This is a genomic window from Pedobacter steynii (genome assembly GCF_900103665.1).
GTDB lineage: Bacteria > Bacteroidota > Bacteroidia > Sphingobacteriales > Sphingobacteriaceae > Pedobacter > Pedobacter steynii.
In genome coordinates this window covers 157,538-182,773 of sequence record NZ_FNGY01000011.1, presented here as the reverse complement: position 1 = coordinate 182,773, position 25,236 = coordinate 157,538, and the positions used below count along the sequence as shown (strand labels likewise).

The following is a 25,236-nucleotide window of genomic DNA, read 5'->3' as shown; positions in this document are numbered from 1 at the left end:
AAATATGACGGTTGTTATTGTAATGAAGCAGGCGTATTTGTATTGCGGATCGGACATCATCCCCGATGTAATAGCGACAAATTGGGCCTCATTGCTATAAAATGGCCTGTTTTTTGAATTTTCTTGAAAAATAGATAAGTGCTTGTGTATTAGTTACACTATGCTTATATTGTATTTTAGATGAGTTACAATTAACCGAGTTATTAACCTTAATCCCCCATGCCTATGTGACCTAGTTTAAACTAACCGAAACTATTAATCATCCTAACCAAATATCTTATGTTTAAAATCATCCCAAATCTCAGAAGGAGGTCTCTCCTTTTGCTGGCCTGTCTATTCCTATACTTTGGAGTCAGTGCCCAGGTCAAAATCTCTGGTAAAGTAACCAGCAGCGACGACAAACTACCCATTATCGGTGCTTCAGTAAAAGTCAGGAACACGAAGGTTGGCACCGTAACCGATCCTAACGGCATTTTTGCCATCATGGCCAAATCCGGTGACGTGCTTTCCATTTCTTTTGTAGGCTATGGAACGCGTGAAATTACCGTAGGGGCACAAAATACGATTGATGTAGTGCTCCAGCCGGATGCTAACAGTTTAAGTGAGATTGTGGTGACCGGTTATACGAGTCAGCGGAAAAAAGACCTGACAGGCTCCGTTGCAGTCGTTAACATCACCCAGCTCAAATCGCAACCGGCAGCAAGTGCGGTGGAAGCACTTCAGGGGAAAGCCCCGGGGGTACAGGTCGTAAACGATGGTGCTCCGGGATCTACGCCGCAAATCAGGGTCCGCGGGGTAACGACCATCAATAACAATGACCCCTTATATGTGATTGATGGAGTGCCTTATGAAGGAAAGCTCAGTTGGTTCAATCAAAACGATATTGAGAGCATGCAGGTGCTAAAAGATGCTTCTTCTGCTTCTATCTATGGAGCTAGGGCCAATAACGGCGTGGTGATCATCACGACTAAAAAAGGGACACTTGGTGCGCCGAAAGTAAGCTTTGATACCTATTATGGTACCCAACGACCAAGGAAAGGTACCTTCCCAAAAATGCTGAACCCGATGCAGTATGCCGAATACCTCTTCTCCGCTTATAAAAATGCAAATGAAGCTCCGGCCACAGGCGATAATTATGGAAATGGCGCTACGCCAACACTTCCGGAATACCTGGTGGCCGGAAAGATCGCCGGACAGAAAATTACTGCTGCCGATGCAGACCCTTCAAAATATAATTACAGCCGTGACCCGGCAACATTCTATCAGATTACAAAAGCCAACCAGGAGGGAACCAACTGGTTTGATGAAATTACAAAAAATGCACCGGTACAAAATTATCAGTTGGCAGCTTCAGGTGGCGGGGAAAATGCCACCTATAGCTTTGCCCTCGGACATTTGAACCAAAAAGGAACAATTGACTACACGGGCTTTAAACGCTATAACGTCAGGGCAAATACCACTTTTTCTGCGCTGAATAAAAGACTTCGTTTCGGAGAAAATATACAGTACAGTTATTCAGAAGGCTTTGGTTTTGGAGTGAATCCTAACGTTTCAGGGGAGTATCAGGATGAAGGGAGTGCGATTAGCTGGGCTTACCGTATGAATACGATTATTCCTGTTTATGACATCAAAGGTAATTTTGCCGGTAGCCGCGGAAGTCAGCTGGGAAATTCTGAGAATCCTCTGGCCTTCCTCTTTCGGGCAAAAGACAACCTGAATAAAAGCAATTTCTTCTTTGGTAATGTCTTTACTGAGCTGGATATTGTGGATGGCCTTACCGCCAGAACCAGCTTCGGGATGCGTTACGAAAACTTTAATGGCCTGAGCATGCGGTATCCCAATCTCGAGTTTTCAGAAGGTAACAACTCCAACAACCTGAATGAATACCAGGGATACAATACCGAGTGGACCTGGACCAATACCTTAACTTATAGTAAGGTTTTTGCAGAGAAACATAGTTTGAACTTATTGGCTGGTACCGAGGCGATTCGCTCTAATACACGCCGCTTAGATGCAGGACGAAATGAATTCTTTCTTTTAGGCGATCCCGACTACTATTACCTTGGTGGAGGTTCAAAAAATATCAGCAATATGAGCATCGGCACCCTTGGGTCTCTGTTCTCCCTGTTCGGCCGTGCTGACTATGCTTATAATGACCGTTACCTGGCCAGTGTAACCATTCGCCGCGACGGCTCTTCTAACTTCGGACCGGAAAACAAATACGGTTATTTTCCTGCTGCAAGTGTAGCCTGGAGACTCTCCGAGGAAAGTTTTATTAAAGACAATGCCAAGTGGATCGACGATTTTAAACTGCGGGTGGGCTATGGCGAAACTGGAAATCAAAGGATTCCTGGGTTTCAATACGCCAACCGGTTCCAGTCTTCCATCATCAATTCTGCCTATAGCTTTGATGGAAATAATAATGTTACACCTGGAGTATGGCAAAACAACTATGAAAATCCAGCCATTAAATGGGAATCTTTAAGCTCCATCAATGTGGGGATTGATTTTACCCTTTTCAAATCAACTATTGACGGTTCATTCGACTGGTACAATAAAAAGACGAGTGATATGCTTTATCCGATTCCTTTGCCTGCAACAGGAGTGGGACTTGGAGCTTCACCTTTCGTGAACGTGGGCGATATGAGTAATAAGGGGATCGAACTGACATTGGCTTATCATTATGGAAAGAATGACGATAAACCCTTCAAATTTGATATAGGAGTTAACTTTTCGAAAAATGTGAACAAGATTGTGAAGCTTGCACCGGGAATTACAAAACAACCTTATGGCTCCTTCCGGACTTTGCAAACCAGCATCCTGCAGGAGGGTAAACCTTTCGGCTCATTCTACGGCTACGATATCCTGGGGATTTATCAGAATGCGGCAGAAATTGCCGGAAGCGCTTCTTATACCGGAGCACGTGTTGGAGGGTTTAAATTCAGAGATGTTAATGGAGATCATAAAATCGATCCGGGCGACAGGACGATTATTGGCAATCCCAATCCTGATTTTTTATATTCTCTGAATTTCAATGCTTCTTATCAAAATTTTGATATTTCCATGTTTTTCAATGGGGTGCAGGGAATCGACCTGTATGAGGCGACCCGGTATTTTACAGATTTTTCTACATTCAACGGCGCCAAAAGTACAAGACTTCTGGATGCCTGGAGTCCAACAAATACCGGAAGTAAAATTCCTTCGGCAAACATCCGTGCTTCGGATCTGGAGTATGCATCGTCCAGTTATTATGTTCAGGACGGAAGCTTTTTACGCATGAAAAACTTACAGATCGGTTATTCACTGCCCACAGAAAAGGTCTTCGGGGCCAAATGGGGAGTTAGTAAACTGAGGATTTATGCGAGTGCTACCAATCTTTTTACGCTGACCAACTATACGGGACTGGATCCTGAAGTGAGTCAGGAAACGGAAACGTTTTCTGCGCTTGGCGTAGATCGTGGTATTTACCCAAGTCCGCGTCAGTTTCTATTGGGGTTAAGTGTAGGTTTTTAACGATTAAAATAAGAAAAGATGAAAAAGATTAATTATATATTATTCAGCATATTCCTGCTTACCGCAATGAGTTGCAGTAAGTCCTTTCTGGAAAAGAATCCCCAGGGAGAATTAATTGGTGGACAGTTGGACACCCAGGAGGGAGTCGATGGATTTCTAACGGGTGCCTATTCTCTTTTGAATGGAAATGTGAACGGTACTTTCGGGAATTATGGTGCAGCACCAAGTCAGTGGTTATTGGGTGAGGTTACCTCCGATAATGCACACAAAGGGAGTGACAACGGCGATCAACCCAATATGAATTTATTGGAAAGGCATGCACCAACAAGTACCAATGATAACCTGGAGAACGTTTGGGTTCGCTGCTTTGAAGGAATCCTGCGCTGTAATAATACCTTGAAGTTTTTAAACATAGTGCAAGCCGGAGATAAAAAGTTCCCGGAAGCAAGGGCCATTGAAATTCAGGCGGAAGCCCGGGTTTTACGCGCACACTATTATTTTCTTCTGGCCAGAATTTTTAAAAATGTACCGCTGATTACCGAAACAACAACGGCAGTGGCGGTAGACAATACGCCTGATATTTATCCGGCTATTGTGAATGACCTGAAATTTGGAGTAGAAAACCTGGGCACTGTAGCTTCAAAAGATCCGGTCACAAGGGTCAACAAGGTGGTTGCACAGGCGTATTTAGGAAAGGTTTATCTGTATCAAAAGAAATATTTGGATGCTTTGCCTTTGCTGAACGCGGTAATCGCTGCGAGACCACAGCTCGAAACTTTACCTTACACTAATAATTTTGACATTAGTAAAGAGAATGGACCGGAGTCTGTCTTTGCGGTACAGCACTCGGTTGGTGCAGATGGTACGGGAGGGGATAACGGAAATGTTGGCGATATTCTGAATTTCCCTTATGGTAATGGCTTGCCGATTACCTGTTGCGGATTTTTTCAGCCTTCCATAGATCTGGCCAACGCTTTTAAAGTGGATGCCGCAGGATTGCCTTATCTGGTAGCGCAGGATTACAGAACTAACCCTTATAAGTCTGATTTCGGTCTTAGCGACGCAGAGAAAAAAACTTACGAAGTGGATAAAGCGCTTAGGGTAGATCCCCGTATAGATTATACCATGGGGAGAAGGGGGGTGCCTTTCCATGACTGGGGAGTGATGCAAGGCGATTCCTGGATTCGTGAACCGTCTAACGGAGGCCCTTTTGTAGCCTATAAAAATGTAATAGATGCTTCGCAGGTTTCCAGTGGAACAGGTCCTGGAAATACCAATGTGACAGGGCTGAATGTAAATATCATCCGTCTGGCGGATGTGTACCTGATGGCTGCGGAATGTGAAGTGGAAGCCGGAAGTGTGCCGAATGCCTTAATGTTGGTTAACCAGGTGCGTGCCAGAGCTGCAAAGCTGCAGGCGAAACAAGTGAACGGGGTAAATGTAGCGGTTTATCAGGTGAATCCTTATCCTTCCTTCCCGAATCAGGATTATGCACGGAATGCAGTACGCATGGAACGCAGACTGGAACTCGCTCTGGAAGGACATCGTTTTTATGACCTCGTACGCTGGGGGATTGCAAAGCAGACGCTGGATAGTTATTTCCAGTTTGAAGGAGAATATTTTCCTTACCTGAAGCCAGTTGTGATGGAAGACCGGGACGAATATTTCCCGATTCCGCAAAATCAGATTGATCGGAGTCAGGGGATATTAAAGCAAAACTCCGGATACAATTAAATGAAGTATGTGATATTGAAAAAAGGGTCTTTATGACCCTTTTTTTGTTGCAGCGAAATCTCCAAAAGGGAATCAAATAATGCTAACTTTGGTTTATTAGCAACCATAATAATCTATAATTACGACCGCAATTACATGAAGAAAATTATTTTATTGTTTTTTGCCCTGTTTCTCAGCATAACAGGGTTTTCGCAAGGGGTATTGTCCTTGTTTAACCGCTCTGACGACTTCTTTAAACTGATGGAACAGGAGAAATTCACTGAAGCACAGTCCTTTTTCGATGAAAGTGTGCAGTCTAAGATTACACCTGAAAATCTGGAGACGATCTGGAAAAGTCTGCAGACAAATTATGGAAAGGTACTGAGTACAGATGTCCTGCAAAGTAAAGCAGAAGGTGAGTTTTTTGCAGTTTCTGTAGATGTTAAATTTGAAAAAGAAACCCAGGGATTTTTGTTGGTTTTTAATAAAGGCGAGAAAATGGTGGGGCTCTTCCCAAGGCAGAGGTCTAACCAGCAATCATATCTGAGACCAGTGTATGCGGATACGAATGCGTATAAAGAAAAAGAGATTTATATCAAGACAGCCGGCCATAGCCTGGTGGGTATGTTAACTACTCCGGCTAAAGGTTCTAACTTCCCTATCGTTGTTTTACTGCATGGTTCCGGTGCTAGCGATATGGATGCAACAGTTGGAGCCAACAAACCTTTTAAAGATCTTGCTGCCGGTTTAGCGACTAAAGGCATTGCGAGTATCCGCTATGTGAAAAGAACGCTGGTCTATCCAGGTGAATTTAACAAAGTATTCACTGTTAAGGAAGCCGTAACAGACGATGCACTCGCAGCGATTGCATTGGCACGGACAATTCCGGGAGCAGATAAAAAGAAAATTTACCTGTTCGGACACAGCATGGGTGGCATGCTCGCGCCAAGGTTGGCTACACTTGCCCCGGATCTGAATGGCCTGATCCTGGCAGCAGCTCCGGCAAGGAAATTAACGGAGCTGATTGATGAACAAAACAGGGATGCGGCAGCACAGGTGAAAGATACTACCGGTGCAGTAAAGAAACAGTTGGAAGAGGCCTTAAAGGAAACAGCAAAAACCAGAATCACCAAACTGGGCCTGGTTAAACCTGATTCTTTATTGTTGGGCTTGCCGGCAGCTTATTGGATTGACTTAAACCTTTATGATCAGGTTGGAACAGCAAAAAAGCTGATCAAACAAAAGATGATGATTGTACAGGGAGGTTTTGATTTTCAGATATCTCCGCAGGATTATCAAATATGGAATACGGCTTTAGGTAAGAAAAAGAATGTGACACTAAAACTATATCCTGATCTGAACCATCTATTGAGCCCCCAAAAAGAAAAGGGAAATATGTCACAATACGGAATACCTGTCAGTGTATCAGGAATATTAGTGAATGATATTGCCACCTGGATAAAAGCCAAATAAATCAAATGCGCTGATGATCTGATGGGGGCATCAGCGCATTTTTTAGCATGGAAATTAGTCGGATGCTTTATCCAGACTTAAAAGAATGCTTTGTTTTAAGGACTCATTTTTAACTTGAGGAAGGAGGCTTAGTTCGTCAAAATTGATGGACTGAGTTTGAAGAACTTTGTCGAGCAATATGCTTTGCTGCTGATAAATGGTACAGCCATCACAGACATTGGTATGAAGACGGAGTTGCAGTCTTTCTATCCATGATAAACCAAATAGCGATTTTTTCTCTATCAGTTCTGTTGCTTTTACGCAGGAAAGTAAGACCAGGTGTATAATTTTTTTCTTCATTTTCGTTATCCGTTAAACCAGTTGATCTGTATGCACTTTCTGAGTTGTAACTTTGCCCTATGGATGATTTGCCAGTAATTAGTCGGCGTAACTCCTAATTCCTGACACACCTGGTCTGGTTTTTTTTCTTCCAGAAATTTTAACTGAATTGCAGAAAACCAGTTTAAGGGTAATTTTTTCAGGCAATCCTGAAGCGCTTCATTAAAATCAGGATTGTCTAAAAGATGAGCGGGCTCTTCCTGCCATGGTTGAGGGCTTTCTGTTGCATTCCACTCTTCATGAGTATTGAATAAGGTGCCGAAAAGAGCCTCAGTCCTACCTTCAATTGCTGCAAGTGCCACGATGCCGGGGTTCTTGTATTTTTGGCGGTGATAATCCATGACTTTATGCCGTAGAATTCCAAATAGCCATGATTTTGGATCCGATTTTCCTTCAAACTGATCAATAGACTTTAGGGCGACTAAAAAAGTATCCTGGACAAGGTCCTCTGCAGATTCCTTGCTTGATGTTTTATAAAAAGCCCAGGAATATAAACTGTCAAAGTATAAGACTACCCAGGATCTGATCATTTTTGCCCTTCCTGAGGTATGAGTTGAAGGCTCCATTGTACAAATCTAGTATAATTATTGAGGCCGGAAAGAGATAACATCTCCCGTCATCCAGATGATAAACACAGAATGACGGAGATGTTATTTCTTTCTTTCGGCTAAGATCTGTTTGTGCCATTTCTTCATGATTTTCCTCCCTGCGGTCTCTGCTTTTTCTACATTTTTGTTCCCGCCATCCAGGTACTTAAAGACCACTTCTGCAAGTGCATCCATAAACGGTTCATGAAGTGGAAGCTCTGCCTGAATCTGGGGGCTGCCCTCAACGATCTCATTGAGGAAGAATAGCGTAGCCCAGCGTTCATTGCCATCTGGCCTGCTGTAGTAAAAGGGAAAGGAGACCCTGTTGACGAATTTCTGAATGATCATTTCAGGATCAACCTGAAACAGTTCGCACAGCATACTGAAGTCTTCCGGGAGACTGATTTTTAAGTTAAGGATCATAATTTCTGATTTATTTTAAACGGACTGAATGAGCTTGTGGTAATAATTTTCATATAATTCGTAATATTTTTGACGTCGTTTCTCCAGGCTGCGGACAATAAATAAGCGGAGGTGCAGCTCCTGGATGTGGTCGATAAATTCGATCTGTAAGGCTTTATGGGAAGGGGAGCTAAGGAGGGCATTAGATTTGGTAATGGCCTGGCAGAAAAATGCCATGGCATGGTTTTCTAATAGCTGATGTAATCCAATTCGGGCATGTGTTTCCGGCAGGGAAACCTGATCCATAAAATATTGAAGGTATACTTCCGGCTGGCAATTATGGGTTTCGCACATAATGGAAAAATCGATCCCGAGTTGAAGGGTATTTGCTTCGTCAAGCTGCAGGGTTCGGGAGGTGGTTACTTTGGGTTCCATGAGGTTGAAAATCTTTTTTACAATGGGAATGCACATCTTTCTTCTTTTAATTTCAGCGGTTCGCGGCCTTACACTCATGTGAACAATCTCCCTTACATATTTTATAATGGCATCTCTGTTGGTTTGAAAAGCCGGGCTGATCCCTTCAATGGGTGGATGAGGATGACTTAGCAAGGTATTTGTGGCAAAGCGATAACAGTCATTGGACTTATGGCTTAGGGAATCGTAAAAGGAAATGTGATCTATGAACAGCTGTAGCACTTCTGGTATTGCTAAATGATAGGTGGCACAGGCAATTTTAAATTCCAGGGGAATGGTTAATTTGGGCTTATCTTTTTTCATGAACGATGTGTTATGGTTATTCAAATACTTTTTCATACCTGCAACCGTATTCATTTGATCTGATTCTTTTGAGTTTCGGAAAATTATTTTTCTTTGTGAGTGCTGTAAGTGCGGCCTGTATATACCGGGGTTCAATGCTTTCATTGCCGATAGCGCTGCGGCAACGCTGATAAATGGCTAAAGGAGTTTGCGGACTAAAAAACAGACGACCTTCAAAAAGAACATTTAAAATGGCTTTCACTTCGGCTGCATTTTCCTTTTCTGCGGTCTGATACCTGATGTAATCGGGGTTCTCTTCCATGAGTTGGAAAACCAGCACCTCAGACCGATCTTCTTCTATACGGAACATCTTATGTTCAATTCTGGACCCCTCGATATGCTTTTTCAGGAGATAGTCTTTCGTGTAATTCTGTTGTTCAAACCCGGGAGTCATCGCCCTTAAAGAAATCTCTTCCATGGCATGTCTGAAAGAATGCATGTCTTCAAAAGAGAAGCCTATACTTTTCAGCTCTTCCTTTTGTTTGATGAAATCTATGTGGTAGCCCATTAAGAAGGAGGCCTCTGCTGTGGAGTAGCCTTTGGAGATTCTTTTAATCATAAAGCTATATAGCATGGCCAGATGTAAAGCAGACATGCGTGCACTAAAGGTCAGGCTGACCGGTTTTTTGTTTTCTTCTTTCATATTGACGGGTTAAGAAATAAGGTTTGTATAGATTATCTATACAAAAGTATAGATAATACCTTAATTTAACCAATTATAGTATGGATTATCTTCTTCATTTATATATTTATCTATATTAATGTTAAAAAAATCTATACATTTTATGACTAAACTGGGATATTACTTGGGGCAGCGTTCTGTAAATAAGTCTGAGGTAGCACGAAAGACGGGGTTGACAAAGGCAAGAATGAATGAGCTTACCCTGAGGGAGACTTCCAAGCTCAGGGCTGAAGAGCTCTATCTGATTGCACTGGCAATTAATGTAAAGCCTACAGAGATGCTGGAAGAAATGTATCATGACCTCACATTGATCGAAGAAGGTTAAGCAGAATTCAGCATGCGGAAAAAATCAGCCTTTATTACGTTCGTCTATATTGCCTTGGGGGCGGTCTGGTTAAATCTGGGTAGTCATTGGATAGAAAGACTCGATGAACGTACTCCAGGGAAGGACATGAGCTTTCTATATGATTATAAGAACCTCATTTTTCTAATCGTTTCCGGCCTGATCCTGTTTCTGTTGATCGAAATGCACCGCAGAAGTCTTTCCAGCGTAGAGAAAAGTTATAAACAGCTTTTTGAAGGCTCTATTGCGGCTATTTATGTATTAGACCTAAGCAGTTACCGGCTGATGGAGGTGAATGAAGTGATGGTCAGTAAATATGGCTATAGCAGGAAGGAGCTTTTAGAAATGACAGTACTTGACCTGAGGCCAACCGAAGAACGGAATAAACTGGAAGAATACCTGAATTCGGAACATCCGGAAGGCCGGGCATCTGGAGTGTGGCTGCATAAAAAGAAAAACGGAGATGTTTTTCATATGCTGATCTCTCATCATAAAACCATATTCCGGGGGAAACCGGCTTATACAGTAATTGCGATTGATATAGAAAGACATGTCAAAGCAGAAGAACGAATTAAAGAACTGCTGGATGTCTATGAGACGGTAACGAGTGTGACGAATGATGTGATCTGGGAATATTGTCCGCGGACGGATCAACTGGATTGGATGAATGGTTTTACAGAAATCTTTGGATACACAGCCGCAATTTCTGAAAATACAAGAGAATGGATCCTGAGTAAAATTCATCCCGACGACAGAGAACGGGTGGAGCAGAGTATGGAGGAATCCCTGGCGCAGCTCAGCAACTCCTGGCGCTGTGAATATCAGTTACAGTGTGCTGATGGAACTTATAAGTATGTTTCCAATCAGGCGTTTATTTTATTGGACAAAAACGGGCAGGCAGAAAAGATGGTGGGTGCATTAAGGGATATTACGCTGCGCAAGAATTATGAGCAACGTTTGCTGCGTAAAAATCAGATGCTCAAAGATATTGCCTGGAACAATTCACATGAACTTCGCAGGCCGGTAAGTAATATCGCTGGCATCCTTAATTTGCTGAAAGCTGATGCTGAACGCAACCAGACAGATGTCTCCTTGCTGGAAATGCTGGAACGGTCGGCGCTGGAGCTGGATGAAATCATCACCAAAATAAATGTTTCTACAAAGAATGTTGACTTGAAAAACTAATCTTGTTTTTTATGTTAATGAGATTATCGTAACAATTACACTCCCTTTTGCAATCTATGGCAAAATTGTTGCTAGTACTTCGCTGAAGTTCCATTTAAAAACAATTAAAAATGATCAAAAGAATACATGTACTTGAAGACGATGAAGATATCAGATATATAATTGGTGTTTTACTTAAGGATGAGGGATATGAATTACAACTTTCGTCTACTTTTACAGAATTAAAAGAAAAATTGAAAGATTCTGTGCCTGATCTATTCATTTTAGATGTCATGTTGCCGGATGGCGATGGTGCCGAGATTTGTAAAGACCTGAAATCAGATCTTTTTACCAAACATATTCCGATTATTGTAATGTCCGCAAATGATCAGAATAAAGAACTCAGTATTACTGCCGGCGCAGATGATTACATCAGCAAGCCATTCGATATTGATTATATTGTTAAAAGAATTAAAAAACTGCTGGAAAAATAGCCAGCTTTTCCGAATATGATAAGCCCTTTTTGAGCAAACTTAACCGTATGCCTGAAAAGGGCTTTTTTTATTTACAAAAGCTGTAAAAAGGAAACAGGGATGACCTTGGAGAGGTATCCCTGTTAATTGATGGTTGGCCCACCACAGACCAACCTAAACCAAACAAACTATGACTATAACGGACTTCACTATAAGAAAGTTTCAATGAATTGAAATTAAACATTACTATGACAATTGAGGTCCTGTATTTCGTAATAAAATCTATTTGTCATGTCAGGATCTTCTTTTAGCTCATACTGATAATATAGATCGAGGTGGGTAATTAAACACTCTGCTATTGGGTGTGGGAGCCCTGTTTCTACCTGATAATAAATGCGATCTCCAATTTTTAGGAAGGGGTTGAACTGATTTCTGATGTAGATGATCACAATATCTGAGATTTCATATTCCATGATTAAAGGTATCATGAAAAAATTAATTCTTCTCATTTCTGTTTTGTTATGACATTAGATTTTTTAGCTTTAAAAACTTAAATATTCGAAAGGGGGGAATTTTGGAAGATGCAATTAAAGGGATCGTGCCACACGTATTGAGCTTTGCGATCAATGAGTTTTGTAAAAATGGTTTTCTTCTTGCTCATGAGAAGGAGCTTTCGGATCTGAAAGGATTGGTTGATGCAGATTCGAATTCTGATACTGATTATGAATTGCTCAGATCGGTAGATGATGAGGTCGTGAAGCTATTGCTGTCCTCTGTAGATAAGACCCTCCAGTGCTTAAGTACCTACTTTCTCATCAATAACCTGGATGAAGTGGAGGTTTTAAGTAATGAGGAATACAATTTGCTGGCCTCAGATAATTATTATTGCTACCTGATGGATTGGGGAAGCCAGACTTACACTGACCTGCTGGATAACCTGCCAGGTGTTTATCTCTCCATGGCGCAGATGCTATACCATACAAGTTGTCAGCTTAAACTGATGGTGATCGATGTTCCTGATGAAACTTATGAGGAGTTTCATGAGTGTTATTATGAGATTCTCGATCAGAAAATAAATAGCGGCGACAAGAATGTAGCACTGCTCTATGACCTGATTGTCGATCTGAATGAAGACCTGCTGGAAATCAGTCGGCTGTCTTAATCCCCTGAACAGGAGTTTCATTTTACAGCGATATTATTATATTTGGCGTGTAAAATATCAGAACAAAATGTCAGATCAGAAAAAAGAAATATTCGATGGCGTAGCTCAACGCTTAAAGATTGAAGGATTTAATGTGGTTAATCGTGATGAAACCCGCCCATGGGGAGGTTTTTTTGTAATCGATGAAGACCAGGCGCAGCAGTTTGCCAATGTTTATTTTGATGGATTAAATGTTGATGAATTAAAGATTTCAGGTAAATTGAGCCCTAAAATATTAATTGTAGCTCCAAAAACACGTCTTTCATGGCAATATCACCACCGTCGTGCAGAAATATGGAGAGTGGTAAATGGTACAGTAGGCGTGAGTATCAGTGAAACTGATGAGCAAGGCGATGTTCAGCAATTGGCACCAGCACAAACAATCAAGCTAAAACAAGGAGAAAGACACCGTCTGATTGGTCTGGATGATTGGGGAATCGTCTCAGAGATCTGGCAACATACCGATCCGGAAAACCCATCTGATGAAAGCGATATCGTGAGGGTACAGGACGACTTTGGCAGGTAAAACAATATAATCTATGATATAATCCCGTATTGGTAAAACTTTTACGGGATTTTTTTTGCTATTTTGCAGCCCAAACATCCGTATAAATCTAATAGCCGTACGTATACAAACAAATATGATCATTTTAGTTTTCTTTCTTTTACACTGGTTCCTCTCCCTATTTTCACAAACTTTCTTTTTACACCGTTATGCTTCACATAAGATGTTTAAAATGAATGGTTTTTGGGAGAAGTTTTTTTATGCCATTACTTTCCTGTCTCAGGGCTCCTCTTTTTTAAACCCAAGAGCATATGCCATCTTACACCGCATGCACCATGCTTTTAGTGATACGGAAAAGGATCCGCACTCTCCACATTTTGTAAAAGATGTTTGGGGAATGATGATCAAAACAAAAAATATCTACCTCAATTACTCAAAATATAATGTAGAACCTGAAGAACAATTCAGAGATAAATACCCGTCATGGCCAATCATTGATAAGATTGGTGATTCCTGGATCACCAGAATTATATTTATTAGTTTCTATATATGGTTTTATGTAGCATTTGCTACCGCATGGTGGATGTTTTTATTACTGCCGATCCATTTCTTAATGGGGCCGCTTCATGGTGCGATTGTGAACTGGTGTGGACATAAATATGGCTACTCAAACCACGATAATGATGACCATAGTAAAAACTCATTGCCATTGGATTTCCTGATGCTGGGAGAGTTGTTTCAGAACAACCACCACAAAAAACCAAATAACCCGAACTTCGCCTCGCGATGGTTTGAGTTTGATCCAACATATCCGATCATGAAAGTGATGCATTGGCTTCACATCATTCGGATTAGAAAAGTCTAAAAGAAAAAACTGCATCACTCTTCGAAGACAGAAACCTTTTGCCTGAAGGGGCAAAAATTTCTATGTCTTCTCTGAGGATACAGTTTTTATCCGGAGCAGAACCCAGCGTAAATAGCGGGTTGTTTTTCCGGTTTTTTTATTCCTTATTCGACAGGGGTAAGGTATTGAGTAAAAGAGTAACCCTGTTCCCCCTGATCAGTTTTGATCAGCCACCATTGGTCATTTTCTTTTCCTACTAGTGTAACCACTTCGTGTCTGGCAGCTTTACCAATAATGTCATCATTGGTACTGGGACCTTTACGAATGTTTAGGTTTGAACTGTTGGTGGTTACTTTTAGTTTACTGCCGTCTGCTACGCCGGCAACGCTGTTGATGTTCATCACGACATCACCTGATGCGTAATTGGGATCAAGGCGTTCGTAGGTATCCCATAGTTGTTGTTTTACTGTTCCACTGGTTGCACCATCAATGTATAACACGCCGTCTTGCTCACGTACGTTTAATTCATTCACGCCTGCAGCTGTTGCAACGTCTATCAGTTCTTTATATTTTTCTTGTAAAGCCATTTTTATGTTCCTCCTGAATTATTTAATCACCAATTGATTGTCGACTTTTTTAGGTTTCAATGCGTTTAATGCCATCATCAGTTTCTGTAGATTGGCTTTTTGAAGTTCTCCTTTTAAGGTCACTATACCATCTGCGACAGTCGCCGTAACGGTTGGGAAATCTTTTGTTGCATCTTTTACAGCTATAGCTAATGGGCTATCTGCAGCAATTTCAACATTGGTAATCGCAATGGTAAGGTTGTTTACCACAGAAGTTACGCCAGGGACTGCAGCTGCTGCTTTACCCAGTTCTTCTTTAGTTGCTTCATCAGGAACCTGTCCGGAAAGTGTAGCCACTCCCTTTTCAACGGTTACACCGGAAGCACTCAGTTTTGGGTTAGCCTGTATTGCTGTTTCCACCGCAGTTTTTAGGTCTGCATCTTTCGGTTTGTTTTTGCATCCGGTAACTGTAGCTCCCATAAAGGCTACAACCATTACAAGAGCCATGATTTTGCTCATTAAGTTTTTCATTTTTTGATAGATTTTGTTTTTAACTATATACAAGATATAGAAAATACTTAACGTCTGATGTTAAAAAAAGTTTAACAAAAATGTTTTTTAATGATTTTTTTAGAAATAAATTTTGAAGACAGGCAGGGAGTAGCTTTTTTAGCGGTAAGCCATATCAGGTAATGTGATAAAAAAAGAGTGACTTGCAGGATTAAGAAATACATTCTTGTATAAATGATCTTGCGCTGATAAATCTGCTTCTTGATAGATTTACCCTTAAAATTCTGCTTTGAGAAGTCTGGTCCTAATAGATTAGGCTTAATAAGCTTGTTCTGATAAACCTGCCCCTGATAAATTTACTCCTAATAAGTTTACTCCAAACCTCTGCTCCCTGTTTGGTTTCTCCCCTCAGGAAATACAGCATTTAATAAAAAAATCAAGTATGCTAAGAGAAGATCTAGAAAATTTTGCCCTTTTTCAGGGCAAAAGATTTCAATCTTCGATTAGTATGCTTGATTTTTAGATTAGAGCAAAATTCCGCCCCTTTTTTTTACTTGCTTCCTTTAGAGCTCCACCTGCGGCTTCCGCTACTAGGTGTTCTCTTGGCACCGCTAAGGTTAGGTTCACGTTGTCCGCCACCTTGACCACCACCTGCAGGTTTCCCATTCCCTCTGCTTCCTTGTCCGCGGGAATTTCCACCCTGACCTCTGGGGTTTCCACCTTTGGGTTTTTCTGCGGCGGCGCTCATCAGGCTTTGCCAGCTCATGGCATAAGGATGATCTTCCGTTACCGGAATTTTCAGTGCAATTAGTTTCTCAATATCTTTAAGGAAATCTTTTTCGTCCGCATCGCAGAAAGAAAGGGCCGTTCCACTTAATCCCGCACGACCAGTACGACCGATCCTGTGTACATAAGTTTCAGGAATGTTCGGCAATTCATAGTTGATCACATGGGCTAGCTCATCAACATCAATTCCACGGGCAGCGATATCGGTAGCCACAAGGATTCTTGTTGCTTTTGCTTTGAAGTTCGTTAATGCTCTTTGTCTGGCATTTTGCGATTTATTTCCGTGGATTGCTTCTGCTTTGATTCCTACTTTGATCAGGTCTTTTACGATGCGGTCAGCACCATGTTTAGTCCTGGTAAATACCAATGCAGTTTCGATTGTTTTATCCTGTAAAATGTGGATCAATAAGTTTTTCTTATCGTTCTTAGTTACAAAATACATCTCCTGTTTGATTTTCTCTGCGGTAGAAGATACCGGAGTAACTTCCACTTTTAGAGGGCTTGTCAGGATGGTATCTGCAAGTTTCTGAATTTCCTGCGGCATGGTTGCCGAGAAAAATAAGGTTTGTCTTTTTACAGGAAGCTTTGTGATTACCTTTTTAACATCATGGATGAAACCCATGTCCAGCATTCTGTCTGCTTCATCCAGAACGAAGATTTCGATATCACGAAGGTTGATAAAACCTTGATTCATCAAATCTAATAATCTGCCGGGAGTGGCAACCAGGATGTCGACACCACGGTGAAGGGCATCTGTTTGTGCTTTTTGTCCCACACCACCGAAGATCACCAGGTGACGGATCGGAAGGTTTTTGCCATATGCTTTAAAGCTCTCCTCAATCTGGATGGCCAGTTCCCGCGTTGGTGTCAATACCAATGCTTTGATGGCTTTATGAACTTTAGTATTTGTATGTGGCTTACTTAAAAGCTGAAGCATAGGGATCGCAAAGGCAGCAGTTTTACCTGTACCGGTTTGCGCACATCCTAATAAGTCTCTGCCTTGAAGTATGGTTGGAATAGATTGTTCTTGTATGGGGGTAGGTTGCGTATAACCTTCTGTTTGCAGCGCTTTTAAAATGGGCTCAATCAGGTTTAATTCTTCGAATAACAATGTGTTTGTATTTTAATGTATAATAATGAAACGAAAGAATATCGTTTCCCGCCAAAGGTACATATAACTTTTGGCTTTTATGTGTTCCATGAATTTATACTTAAATCGCTGTTAGTTAGTGGGTTTGTTTTCTTTAAAGCGGCTAAAAAACAATAGAGCAAGGACACATAAGACAAAGCCTACCACTCCGTTTAACCGGAGTCCGTAGTCGTGACCCGGGTCCTTACCATAGACCGTTAGCATGGCAAAAATAGCAATGCCCATTGTTTGTCCTAACTTTACAAAGAGGTATTTTACGGCGAAGAACATGCCTTCATGGTTTTCGCCCGTTTCCAGGGTATCCTGTTGTGCGATATCGGCAAGGATGGCATTGGGCAAAATTCCAAGGGAGGCTAGGGGAAAGGAAGCGCAGATCACCAGGATATACATTTGCATTGTCGAAGAGAAGGGGAGTTTCCCCAGGAAAAAAATGGTAACAAATATCAGGCTGAGCACTCCAAAGGCCACCAGAACGAGAGGCTTTTTTCCGAATCTTTTTGAACCATAATTGATGAAAGGATAAAATACCAGGGAAAGGATTACCATGATCCCCATAAATTTGCCACCATCAGAATCTGGCAGTCCCAACAGTACCGTCACAAAGAAGAGTAAGCCGCTGGAAATGATGCTCAGGGCGATGTAATAGGTGAAATCGGAAATCAGGTAATACTTGAAGTTGGAATTTCTAAACGTATTTTTAATGGCCGGAAGTAAGGCGATATGTGTGGGCTTTCCTTCCGTAAACTCCTTTTCATCGATCGATATAATCGGTAAGATCATCACCAGACCAGAGAAAATGGCCAGTCCCCAGATGGTATATTGCAAAGCCTGGGCGCGGTCGGTAACCTGGAAAAAATGTTGGATCATATCAGCGTAATTATTGCACAATGCGCCGATGATCATTCCAAATACAAAGCCGACCTGTTGATAAGTGGATAACCGCACTTTCTGGTCCGGGCTATGGGTAAGTTCCGCCAATAGTGCATTATAGGGAATGATATAAGTCGTTACAGAGATGAAAAAGCCCGCCAGTACAAAAGTGAGCCACCAGGCATTCGTTACACTTTCTCCCTTTACCAATGGATAGAAGACCAGGGAGCAGAAGATGACTGCGGGAATGATCGCATATTTCATGATTGGAATTCGTCTGCCTTTTGGATGCTGACTACCATCGCTCAGCGAGGCAATAAAAGGATCATAGATCGCATCAAATAACCTTCCGGAAGCAGCAATCAAAGACAAAATGTTAAAAGCTCCGAATACCAGCAGTTGTGGCACTAAAGGATGTAAACCTGAATTGTTGGGTGGAAGATAAAAATAGGGTAGCATAACGATGATGATATTGGTCATAACGCTCCAGCCCATCATTCCGGCAGCGTAGGCGATTTCTTTTTTTAGGGGCAATTGTTTTATCGGCATGATGAATAAAGGGCTTCGGTAGCTATATAAGTGTGATCAGTTCTGTTCATTTTGCGGGGTTGTATTGCCATTAAAGAAGCGGTTGATGAAATAGATGAGGATAAATCCTGCAAAAATCAACAGGCCATTTCTTCCTGCTTCGGGATCATTCAGGTAAATGCTGATGCCTACAAAGGAATAAGCAGCAATAAAAATAACCGGCAGTAAGGGATAGAATTTCATGCTGTAGATCGTCTTTTTATCGAGGTGTGCCGTCCGTTTGCGAAGAAAAAAGATCGTTGCTGCGGAGGTTGCCATTCCAATACAGTCTAAAAAGATCGTATAGTTCAGGATTTTGTCGAAGGTCTGTGCATAAAACAACGTGAAGATCGAGGTGATGGCAAAGACCGTTAGACTGACAAACATCACTTCATTTTTTTTAGTTCTTTTCTTGAAGATTTTTGGGAGCGCACCTTCTTCGCCCATGGCGTACATCGCCCTTGGGTTACTCAGCAGGTTCACGTTAACATAACCCAATACAGACAAATAGATCAGGCAGGAGAGAATCGTGAAGCCTGCGGGACCAAATAGTTTCCCGGCTAGGATGGCGGCGATACTTTCTGCTGTTTTCAGTTGCTCAAAGCCAATGACTTTTACATAGGCATAATTGATAGACATGTATAACACAATAATGATGGCCAGACCGGTCATGATTGCCCTGGGAATTACCCTGTTGGCTTCTTTGGTTTCCCCGCCAAAATTAATGGCCTGCTGGTAACCTCCAAAAGTAAAGGATACCGCAATCAGGCAAATGCCGAGGGCTTTTCCATAATCCGTCCAGCTGGGCGCAATTCCTGTGGTGGTCTTAAATGCAGGAAGACTGCTGCTGATGTTTTCTGCTCCCGGCCCTGCAAAAACAGCGCAGATCAGGATCAGGACCATCCCTATTTTGACCATAGAAAGTACGTTCTGCGTTTTTGAACTTACTTTCAGGCCCATGAGGTTCAGTACATAAAATAAAGCGATCGTGATGGCTGCAATGATGATTCTGGAGAATTCAGTCTGCAGTTCTGCAGGCAGGATAATTTTACTGAAATATTCTGATCCTATAAGGGATACCCCTGCTACAGAAGCGGCATTGGAAACAACAATGATACAATTGATGGCAAAGGCAATGGAGGGGTGGTAAAATGCAGAAAAGATCTTGTAATAACCGCCGGTTACCGGAAACCTGGAGCCGATTTCGGCATAGGTAAGCGCGCCGCAAAGTGCCACCAATCCGCCTATGATCCAGGCAGAAAAGAATAGTTCCGGGACCTGTGCGCCGGCAGCGACATTTACCGGCGTCCGGAATATGCCCATCCCTATGACCAGGCTCACCACAATCATAGATAAGTCGAAGAGGGAGAGCTGTTTCTTAGGCGGCATAGGATGTCGGTTTTATTCTTTGAAGATACAGGAAAATGTGTATTTGTTGAAACTTTGTGATTGATTCCCCGGCATATTACCTTAAATTTGTAAATCTACTCACACATACATCATGGCTGAACCGAATTATAACGAAGATAGTATACGCTCCCTCGATTGGAAGGAACACATCAGACTGCGTCCCGGTATGTATATCGGTAAACTTGGCGATGGTTCTGCGCAGGACGATGGGATTTATGTATTGCTTAAGGAAATCATGGACAACTCTATTGATGAGTTTGTAATGGGCTCCGGACGTACCATCGAAATCACTGTTTCCGATCAAAAAGTAAACGTACGCGATTATGGTCGTGGGATTCCTTTGGGTAAAGTGATAGACTGTGTTTCCAAAATTAATACCGGGGGTAAATATGACAGCAATGCCTTTCAGAAATCTGTAGGTCTGAATGGGGTGGGTACGAAAGCCGTAAATGCGTTGTCCACCAGTTTTTCGGTGCAATCTTACCGCGATAATAAAACCAAAAAGGTGGAGTTCTCGAAAGGGGAGATCGTGCTCGACAATCCGATCATTGATACTACTCAGCGCAATGGTACCGCTATTACGTTTTATCCGGATGAAAGTATTTTCAGAAACTACCACTATATCTCTGACTTTGTGGAAAGCATGATCTGGAACTATGTGTTCCTGAATGCCGGGCTGACCATCAATTTTAACGGAGATAAATATTTCTCTGAAAGAGGATTGTATGATTTGTTGCATAAACATGCAGGTGCAGAAACCATTCGTTACCCGATTATTCACCTGAGAGGAAACGACATTGAGATTGCCATGACCCATGGACAACAGTATGGGGAAGATTACCATTCATTTGTAAACGGGCAGCATACCACTCAGGGAGGTACACACCAGGCTGCATTCAGAGAAGCGGTCGTGAAAACGATCAGAGAGTTTTATAAGAAAGAATACGATGCTGCGGACATCAGGGCATCCATTATTGCCGCGATCTCTGTGCGTGTTCAGGAGCCGGTATTTGAGTCGCAGACGAAGACAAAACTAGGTTCACAGAACATGGGACCGGACGGGCCTTCTGTAAGGACTTTCATCAATGATTTCGTGAAGAAAGAACTGGATGATTACCTGCACAAACATACAGATGTTGCCGATGCTTTATTGAAAAGAATCCTGCAGTCGGAGCGGGAGCGTAAAGACATTGCCGGAATTAAAAAGCTGGCCAACGACAGGGCTAAAAAGGCATCCCTGCACAATAAAAAGTTAAGAGACTGTAAGGTGCACTTCAACAGCACCCATGAAAAAAGATACGAAACTACCTTATTTATTACTGAGGGAGATTCTGCTTCGGGATCGATCACCAAATCAAGGGATGTGGATTGTCAGGCGGTATTCAGCTTAAAAGGGAAACCTTTGAACTGTTATGAGCTGACTAAAAAAGTAGTGTATGAAAATGAAGAGTTCAACCTTTTACAACATGCTTTAAATATTGAAGATGGATTAGAGGGTTTACACTATAACAATATCGTAATTGCTACCGATGCCGATGTGGATGGGATGCACATTCGTTTGTTGATGATGACTTTCTTCCTTCAGTTTTTCCCTGATCTGGTTCGTTCAGGACACGTATACATCCTTCAGACTCCTTTATTCCGTGTTCGTAATAAAAAGGAAACGATTTATTGCTATAGCGATGAGGAGCGTAAGGCTGCAATTGCAAAGCTGGGTAACAAACCGGAGATCACCCGATTTAAAGGACTGGGAGAGATCTCACCGGATGAGTTTGGATTGTTCATCGGTAAAGACATCAGGTTGGACCCTGTGATCCTGAAAGATCAGACGATTAAGAGTTTGCTGGAATACTATATGGGTAAAAATACGCCAGACAGACAGAAACACATCATCAGAAACCTAAGGGTGGAAAAAGATACCATAGAGGCATTGGTCTCAGCAGATGAAAGCGCAGCTACAGCTGCGGTAAGTCATGATATCGTAGATGAAGAAAACATAGATGATGAATCAGTAATTGCGGAATCGGCTTAACCCTTTTCCGCATCTACTGTATCTTCCGGATGTTGTGGTGGAAGGACTTCCGCTTCACTCTCTACCACAATAGTTCGGGTCAGTACCGCATATTTACTTGGTGCAATTCCATGGTCATACTTCTCCGCATAGGCTTGTGTAAACTCTGCGCCAAAGTATAAGATAATCGCGGTATAGTAAATCCAGAGCAGGATCACAATGATGGATCCGGCCGCCCCAAAGGGAGAACCCGGGTTTCCTTTTTCAATATAAATTCCAATCACATATTTACCCAGACCAAACAGGAGGGCGGTAAACAGGGCGCCGATGATGGCAGGTTTCCACCTGATCCGGACATCTGGTAATACCTTAAATATAGTGGCAAAGATACAGGTCACTACCGCAAGCGTAAGCGCATTGGTCACTACGAGCATCATGATCTCTGATACTTCTTCAATCTGGATGTACTGCGCGATCTTATTGCCTAAGCCGACGACAATACTATTGACCACCAGAGAAACGAGTAACAGGAAGCCTAGGGAAGCAATGAGCGAAAAGGAGAGCAGCCTGTTGGTCAGGAATTTTTTCCATCCTTTTTTAGGAACGGCTTTTACTTTCCAGATGAGGTTAATGCTATCCTGGATTTCAATAAATATTGCGGTGGCACCAATAACCAGTGTAGCAATCCCAATGATCAACCCGAAGGTGCTTTTTCCGGAGTAATTGGCATTGTTAACAAAGCTCCGCAGTTGATTCGCAGCATCATTACCGACGAGTTCGCTGATCTCACCAAATAATTTGGTGTTGGGATCCATGTTGTCTCCTAAAAATAAGGTAGCGGCAGAAATGATGATAATGATCAGCGGGGTGAGGGAAAATATCGTGTAATAAGCCAATGCAGCACTGAGCTTCATTACCCTGTCCTCAATAAAGCCCTTTCCGGCCGCAATAAACAGGTGACCTGTTGCTTTAAGAAAGCGGATTATTTTTTTTATAAAGTTCATGTTCTTGCTTAAAAAGGATATCCTATCCCAAGATTAAAGGTTAAGTTTTCTTTTCTCCAGGCTTTATCGCCGAAATTAAGGTCGTTGATGACCCATCTTTTTCCTTCCGGGAGGTATGGTTTTCTGATCGGGAAGGCCGCGTCTAAACGGAGTACAAAGAAGGAAACATCCATTCTTAATCCTGCACCGGTACCTACTGCCATTTCATTCATAAAACTGTTGAACTTGAATTGAGCTCCGGGTCTGTTGGGGTCTTCTTTCCTGGTCCAGATATTTCCAGCATCAACAAATAAGGCGCCATAGAAAATACTCACGATTTTGAAACGTAGCTCTGTGTTTAGCATGATCTTAATGTCGGCACCCTGATCTCTGAAGGTAGACGTGTTGTCTGTTGATATATAGCTTCCGGGGCCCAGGATTCTGGCGCCAAAAGCCCTGATGTCACTGCTACCTCCTGCGAAGAACTGGCGAACAAAGGGAAGGGTAGTGCTGTTCCCATAGGTATAGCCATATCCAACATTTAGCCGGTTCGCCCAGGTCATGTTTTTATTGAGCTTATAATAATTTCTTAAATCACCCTCCAGACGTATGAACTGGGAAAGGGCAGTACCAAATAAGGTTTTCTTTCCAATGTCATTTTTAGAGGTAAGTAGTCCGGCTACAGTTCCCGCAGTTTCCAGGTCTGCTGAAAAATAAACATTGTTTCTTCTGCTGTCGTCTACCTGGTTATTATAGGTGAAATTGTAGTTTAGGCCAATAATATATTGATTTTCCAATGAATTTCTTAATGCCGGACTTGTTTTAAGTACAGAGCTATCCTTTAAATTGGCTTTCACATAGTTAATGGAAATCGGATTAAAAGTATGCTCTTTGAAAATGCTTTCTTTCCAATTGTACCCGAATTCTCCTTTGATCGCATTTAAGCTATAATCGGCTCTGCTCAGGATCTGGTAAGAAGCCAGAATATTGGTTCTTGGAATAAAAGCATTGGTACTGTTGAATTTGAAGAAGGGCAGAAGGAATCTTGGGAAGCTCAGTTTTGCCTGTCCGGTTAGGGAATAAGAGTTTCCTTGTTTAGATTGCCCGCCTTTGATCTGTTGTTCAAAGCCACCACTGGCACTGACTTCCAGTTGTTCTGCTCCACGGAAAACGTTCCTTGTCGTCTGTGTGATCTTTACTTCTGATCCCACGAAGTTATTGGATTTACTGGTTCCTGTGACCTGGAAAGAGAGTGAGTTTTTCTTTAATGGGGTTAAAAAGAAGTCGATGTTCAATTGATTGTTTTTAAAGCTGTCTACCGGAATAAAATCGGCCTTTACAAACTTAAAAGTACCAATGTTAACCATTCTGTTCAAAGACTGATTGTGATCTCTTCTGTTATAGGTTTCCCCTTTATTGAAAAACACCAGACGGTCAAAAACACCCAATTTAAACGTATTCTTAGGATCCATGATTTTGAAATCCTTATACAATACCGGCTCAGCGGCTTTAATGGCAGAGTCGTTTCTTAAATTATAATTTGGATAAATGGTGATGTTATTAATCGTATACGGCTTCTTTGAAACATCAGGCGTGCTTTCCTTTACTTTTACAAACAGGTTAACACTGTTTTTGCCGATGGTACTGTCTGCCTGGATCAGCAGGAAATCCGGACTAAAGTAAAAGTAGCCCGCTTCTTTAAGGTCGTTGTCAATTCTGATCCGTTCATTCTTGATTGTTTCAAAATCATAGAAATTCCCAGCTTTTAAGAGCGATTTTGAAGAATTGTTATTGATGTTGGCGGCTATTCCGCTGCTGTCTTTAGGGAAGGTGACTTTGTTGATTTTATACCTTTCGCCGGTTTGCGCAGTATAAATGGCTTTCACTTTTTTGTTTTTAACCACAGTATCACCAGTCACTTCTGCCTGTAGATAACCTATTGTGCTGAGGTAACTTCTCAGCACATCATTGTTGTATTTCAATTTTACCTGGCTTCCCAGTACAGGAGGCTGTCCCCATTTATTGCGAAGCCAACGGCCTAATCCTTTTTCTTTTCCCGGCTCTCCTCCTAAATTGTAAAAGAAGAGCTTGTACTTGAAACCCAGAAAAGAACTGTTGGGAAGTGGTCTGGTCTTACCTTCCAACACACTTTTAATCCCTTTTTCGTCTTTAATCTTTCCGCTGGAATCCGGATTGATTTTCACCGATGCACCTACATACAGATTTTCTCCTTCAGGCAAGTGTCTGGTCGTACTGCAGGCAGCGATCATCAAACACGAAATCATAAAT

The 25,236-nt window shown here is 42.0% G+C and carries 23 protein-coding genes; 10 read left to right on the top strand and 13 right to left on the bottom strand.

Annotated features, from left to right (window positions below; genetic code table 11):
• The first annotated feature begins 279 nt into the window (after window positions 1-279).
• From BLQ87_RS26390 to BLQ87_RS26380, 3 genes are all read left to right on the top strand, one after another.
• Window positions 280-3,513: a SusC/RagA family TonB-linked outer membrane protein gene (locus BLQ87_RS26390; RefSeq protein WP_074611921.1), complete on the top strand. Its 3,234-nt coding sequence runs from the start codon at window positions 280-282 to the stop codon at window positions 3,511-3,513.
• 18 nt (window positions 3,514-3,531) lie between these two features.
• Entirely contained in the window at window positions 3,532-5,247 is a 1,716-nt protein-coding gene (locus BLQ87_RS26385) for a RagB/SusD family nutrient uptake outer membrane protein (protein WP_074611920.1), read from the top strand.
• A 135-nt stretch (window positions 5,248-5,382) separates the two neighbouring features.
• Window positions 5,383-6,699 (top strand): alpha/beta hydrolase, encoded by a 1,317-nt coding sequence (locus BLQ87_RS26380; protein WP_074611919.1) that lies wholly within the window; start codon window positions 5,383-5,385, stop codon window positions 6,697-6,699.
• Window positions 6,700-6,753: 54 nt separating this feature from the next.
• On the opposite strand, the gene BLQ87_RS26375 is transcribed toward BLQ87_RS26380, so the two are convergent.
• From BLQ87_RS26375 to BLQ87_RS26355, 5 genes are all read right to left on the bottom strand, one after another.
• Window positions 6,754-7,038: a hypothetical protein gene (locus tag BLQ87_RS26375; protein WP_074611918.1), complete on the bottom strand. Its 285-nt coding sequence runs from the start codon at window positions 7,036-7,038 to the stop codon at window positions 6,754-6,756.
• Between the two features lie 5 nt (window positions 7,039-7,043).
• Window positions 7,044-7,643: a sigma-70 family RNA polymerase sigma factor gene (locus BLQ87_RS26370; protein ID WP_074611917.1), complete on the bottom strand. Its 600-nt coding sequence runs from the start codon at window positions 7,641-7,643 to the stop codon at window positions 7,044-7,046.
• A gap of 84 nt (window positions 7,644-7,727) precedes the next feature.
• Complete coding sequence (locus tag BLQ87_RS26365) at window positions 7,728-8,087, bottom strand: hypothetical protein (RefSeq protein WP_074611916.1); 360 nt, start codon at window positions 8,085-8,087, stop codon at window positions 7,728-7,730.
• Between the two features lie 15 nt (window positions 8,088-8,102).
• Window positions 8,103-8,843, bottom strand: a complete 741-nt coding sequence (locus BLQ87_RS26360; RefSeq protein ID WP_143010557.1) for a hypothetical protein — start codon at window positions 8,841-8,843, stop codon at window positions 8,103-8,105.
• A gap of 16 nt (window positions 8,844-8,859) precedes the next feature.
• Window positions 8,860-9,525, bottom strand: coding sequence for a hypothetical protein (locus tag BLQ87_RS26355; RefSeq protein WP_074611914.1), 666 nt, complete (start codon window positions 9,523-9,525; stop codon window positions 8,860-8,862).
• Between the two features lie 142 nt (window positions 9,526-9,667).
• Between BLQ87_RS26355 and BLQ87_RS26350 the strand changes: the two genes are divergently transcribed.
• The 3 genes from BLQ87_RS26350 (at window position 9,668) to BLQ87_RS26340 (ending at window position 11,565) form a co-directional block, all read left to right on the top strand.
• Complete coding sequence (locus BLQ87_RS26350) at window positions 9,668-9,889, top strand: helix-turn-helix domain-containing protein (protein WP_074612009.1); 222 nt, start codon at window positions 9,668-9,670, stop codon at window positions 9,887-9,889.
• 12 nt (window positions 9,890-9,901) lie between these two features.
• Complete coding sequence (locus BLQ87_RS26345; RefSeq protein ID WP_074611913.1) at window positions 9,902-11,092, top strand: PAS domain-containing sensor histidine kinase; 1,191 nt, start codon at window positions 9,902-9,904, stop codon at window positions 11,090-11,092.
• A 110-nt stretch (window positions 11,093-11,202) separates the two neighbouring features.
• Entirely contained in the window at window positions 11,203-11,565 is a 363-nt protein-coding gene (locus tag BLQ87_RS26340) for a response regulator transcription factor (RefSeq protein WP_074611912.1), read from the top strand.
• Between the two features lie 215 nt (window positions 11,566-11,780).
• Here the strand turns inward: BLQ87_RS26340 and BLQ87_RS26335 are convergent, their stop codons facing one another.
• A complete protein-coding gene (locus tag BLQ87_RS26335) occupies window positions 11,781-12,053 on the bottom strand; it encodes a hypothetical protein (RefSeq protein WP_074611911.1) in 273 nt (90 codons plus the stop codon).
• 65 nt (window positions 12,054-12,118) lie between these two features.
• Here BLQ87_RS26335 and BLQ87_RS26330 point away from each other — a divergent pair, with 65 nt between their 5' ends.
• The 3 genes from BLQ87_RS26330 (at window position 12,119) to BLQ87_RS26320 (ending at window position 14,115) form a co-directional block, all read left to right on the top strand.
• Window positions 12,119-12,706: a hypothetical protein gene (locus BLQ87_RS26330; RefSeq protein WP_074611910.1), complete on the top strand. Its 588-nt coding sequence runs from the start codon at window positions 12,119-12,121 to the stop codon at window positions 12,704-12,706.
• A gap of 67 nt (window positions 12,707-12,773) precedes the next feature.
• Window positions 12,774-13,271 (top strand): cupin domain-containing protein, encoded by a 498-nt coding sequence (locus BLQ87_RS26325; protein ID WP_074611909.1) that lies wholly within the window; start codon window positions 12,774-12,776, stop codon window positions 13,269-13,271.
• Window positions 13,272-13,386: 115 nt separating this feature from the next.
• On the top strand, window positions 13,387-14,115 hold the full coding sequence (locus BLQ87_RS26320) for an acyl-CoA desaturase (RefSeq protein WP_074611908.1): 729 nt from the start codon (window positions 13,387-13,389) through the stop codon (window positions 14,113-14,115).
• Window positions 14,116-14,258: 143 nt separating this feature from the next.
• Here the strand turns inward: BLQ87_RS26320 and BLQ87_RS26315 are convergent, their stop codons facing one another.
• The 5 genes from BLQ87_RS26315 to BLQ87_RS26295 all read right to left on the bottom strand — a co-directional run bounded on the left by BLQ87_RS26315 (window position 14,259) and on the right by BLQ87_RS26295 (window position 19,932).
• Entirely contained in the window at window positions 14,259-14,681 is a 423-nt protein-coding gene (locus tag BLQ87_RS26315; protein ID WP_074611907.1) for an SH3 domain-containing protein, read from the bottom strand.
• 18 nt (window positions 14,682-14,699) lie between these two features.
• Window positions 14,700-15,191, bottom strand: coding sequence for a BON domain-containing protein (locus tag BLQ87_RS26310; protein ID WP_143010556.1), 492 nt, complete (start codon window positions 15,189-15,191; stop codon window positions 14,700-14,702).
• Between the two features lie 529 nt (window positions 15,192-15,720).
• On the bottom strand, window positions 15,721-17,067 hold the full coding sequence (locus BLQ87_RS26305; protein WP_074611906.1) for a DEAD/DEAH box helicase: 1,347 nt from the start codon (window positions 17,065-17,067) through the stop codon (window positions 15,721-15,723).
• Window positions 17,068-17,178: 111 nt separating this feature from the next.
• Window positions 17,179-18,525, bottom strand: coding sequence for an MFS transporter (locus BLQ87_RS26300; RefSeq protein ID WP_074611905.1), 1,347 nt, complete (start codon window positions 18,523-18,525; stop codon window positions 17,179-17,181).
• Between the two features lie 36 nt (window positions 18,526-18,561).
• Window positions 18,562-19,932 (bottom strand): APC family permease, encoded by a 1,371-nt coding sequence (locus BLQ87_RS26295; protein WP_074611904.1) that lies wholly within the window; start codon window positions 19,930-19,932, stop codon window positions 18,562-18,564.
• A 112-nt stretch (window positions 19,933-20,044) separates the two neighbouring features.
• On the opposite strand from BLQ87_RS26295, the gene BLQ87_RS26290 reads away from it, so the two are divergent.
• Entirely contained in the window at window positions 20,045-21,985 is a 1,941-nt protein-coding gene (locus tag BLQ87_RS26290; protein WP_074611903.1) for a DNA topoisomerase IV subunit B, read from the top strand.
• On the opposite strand, the gene BLQ87_RS26285 is transcribed toward BLQ87_RS26290, so the two are convergent.
• Together BLQ87_RS26285 and tamL are read right to left on the bottom strand one after the other, a co-directional pair.
• Entirely contained in the window at window positions 21,982-22,968 is a 987-nt protein-coding gene (locus BLQ87_RS26285; protein WP_074611902.1) for a YihY/virulence factor BrkB family protein, read from the bottom strand. The two genes, BLQ87_RS26290 and BLQ87_RS26285, sit on opposite strands and share 4 nt — an antisense overlap.
• A gap of 8 nt (window positions 22,969-22,976) precedes the next feature.
• Window positions 22,977-25,232: a translocation and assembly module lipoprotein TamL gene (gene tamL, locus BLQ87_RS26280; RefSeq protein ID WP_245723935.1), complete on the bottom strand. Its 2,256-nt coding sequence runs from the start codon at window positions 25,230-25,232 to the stop codon at window positions 22,977-22,979.
• Window positions 25,233-25,236: the final 4 nt, after the last annotated feature.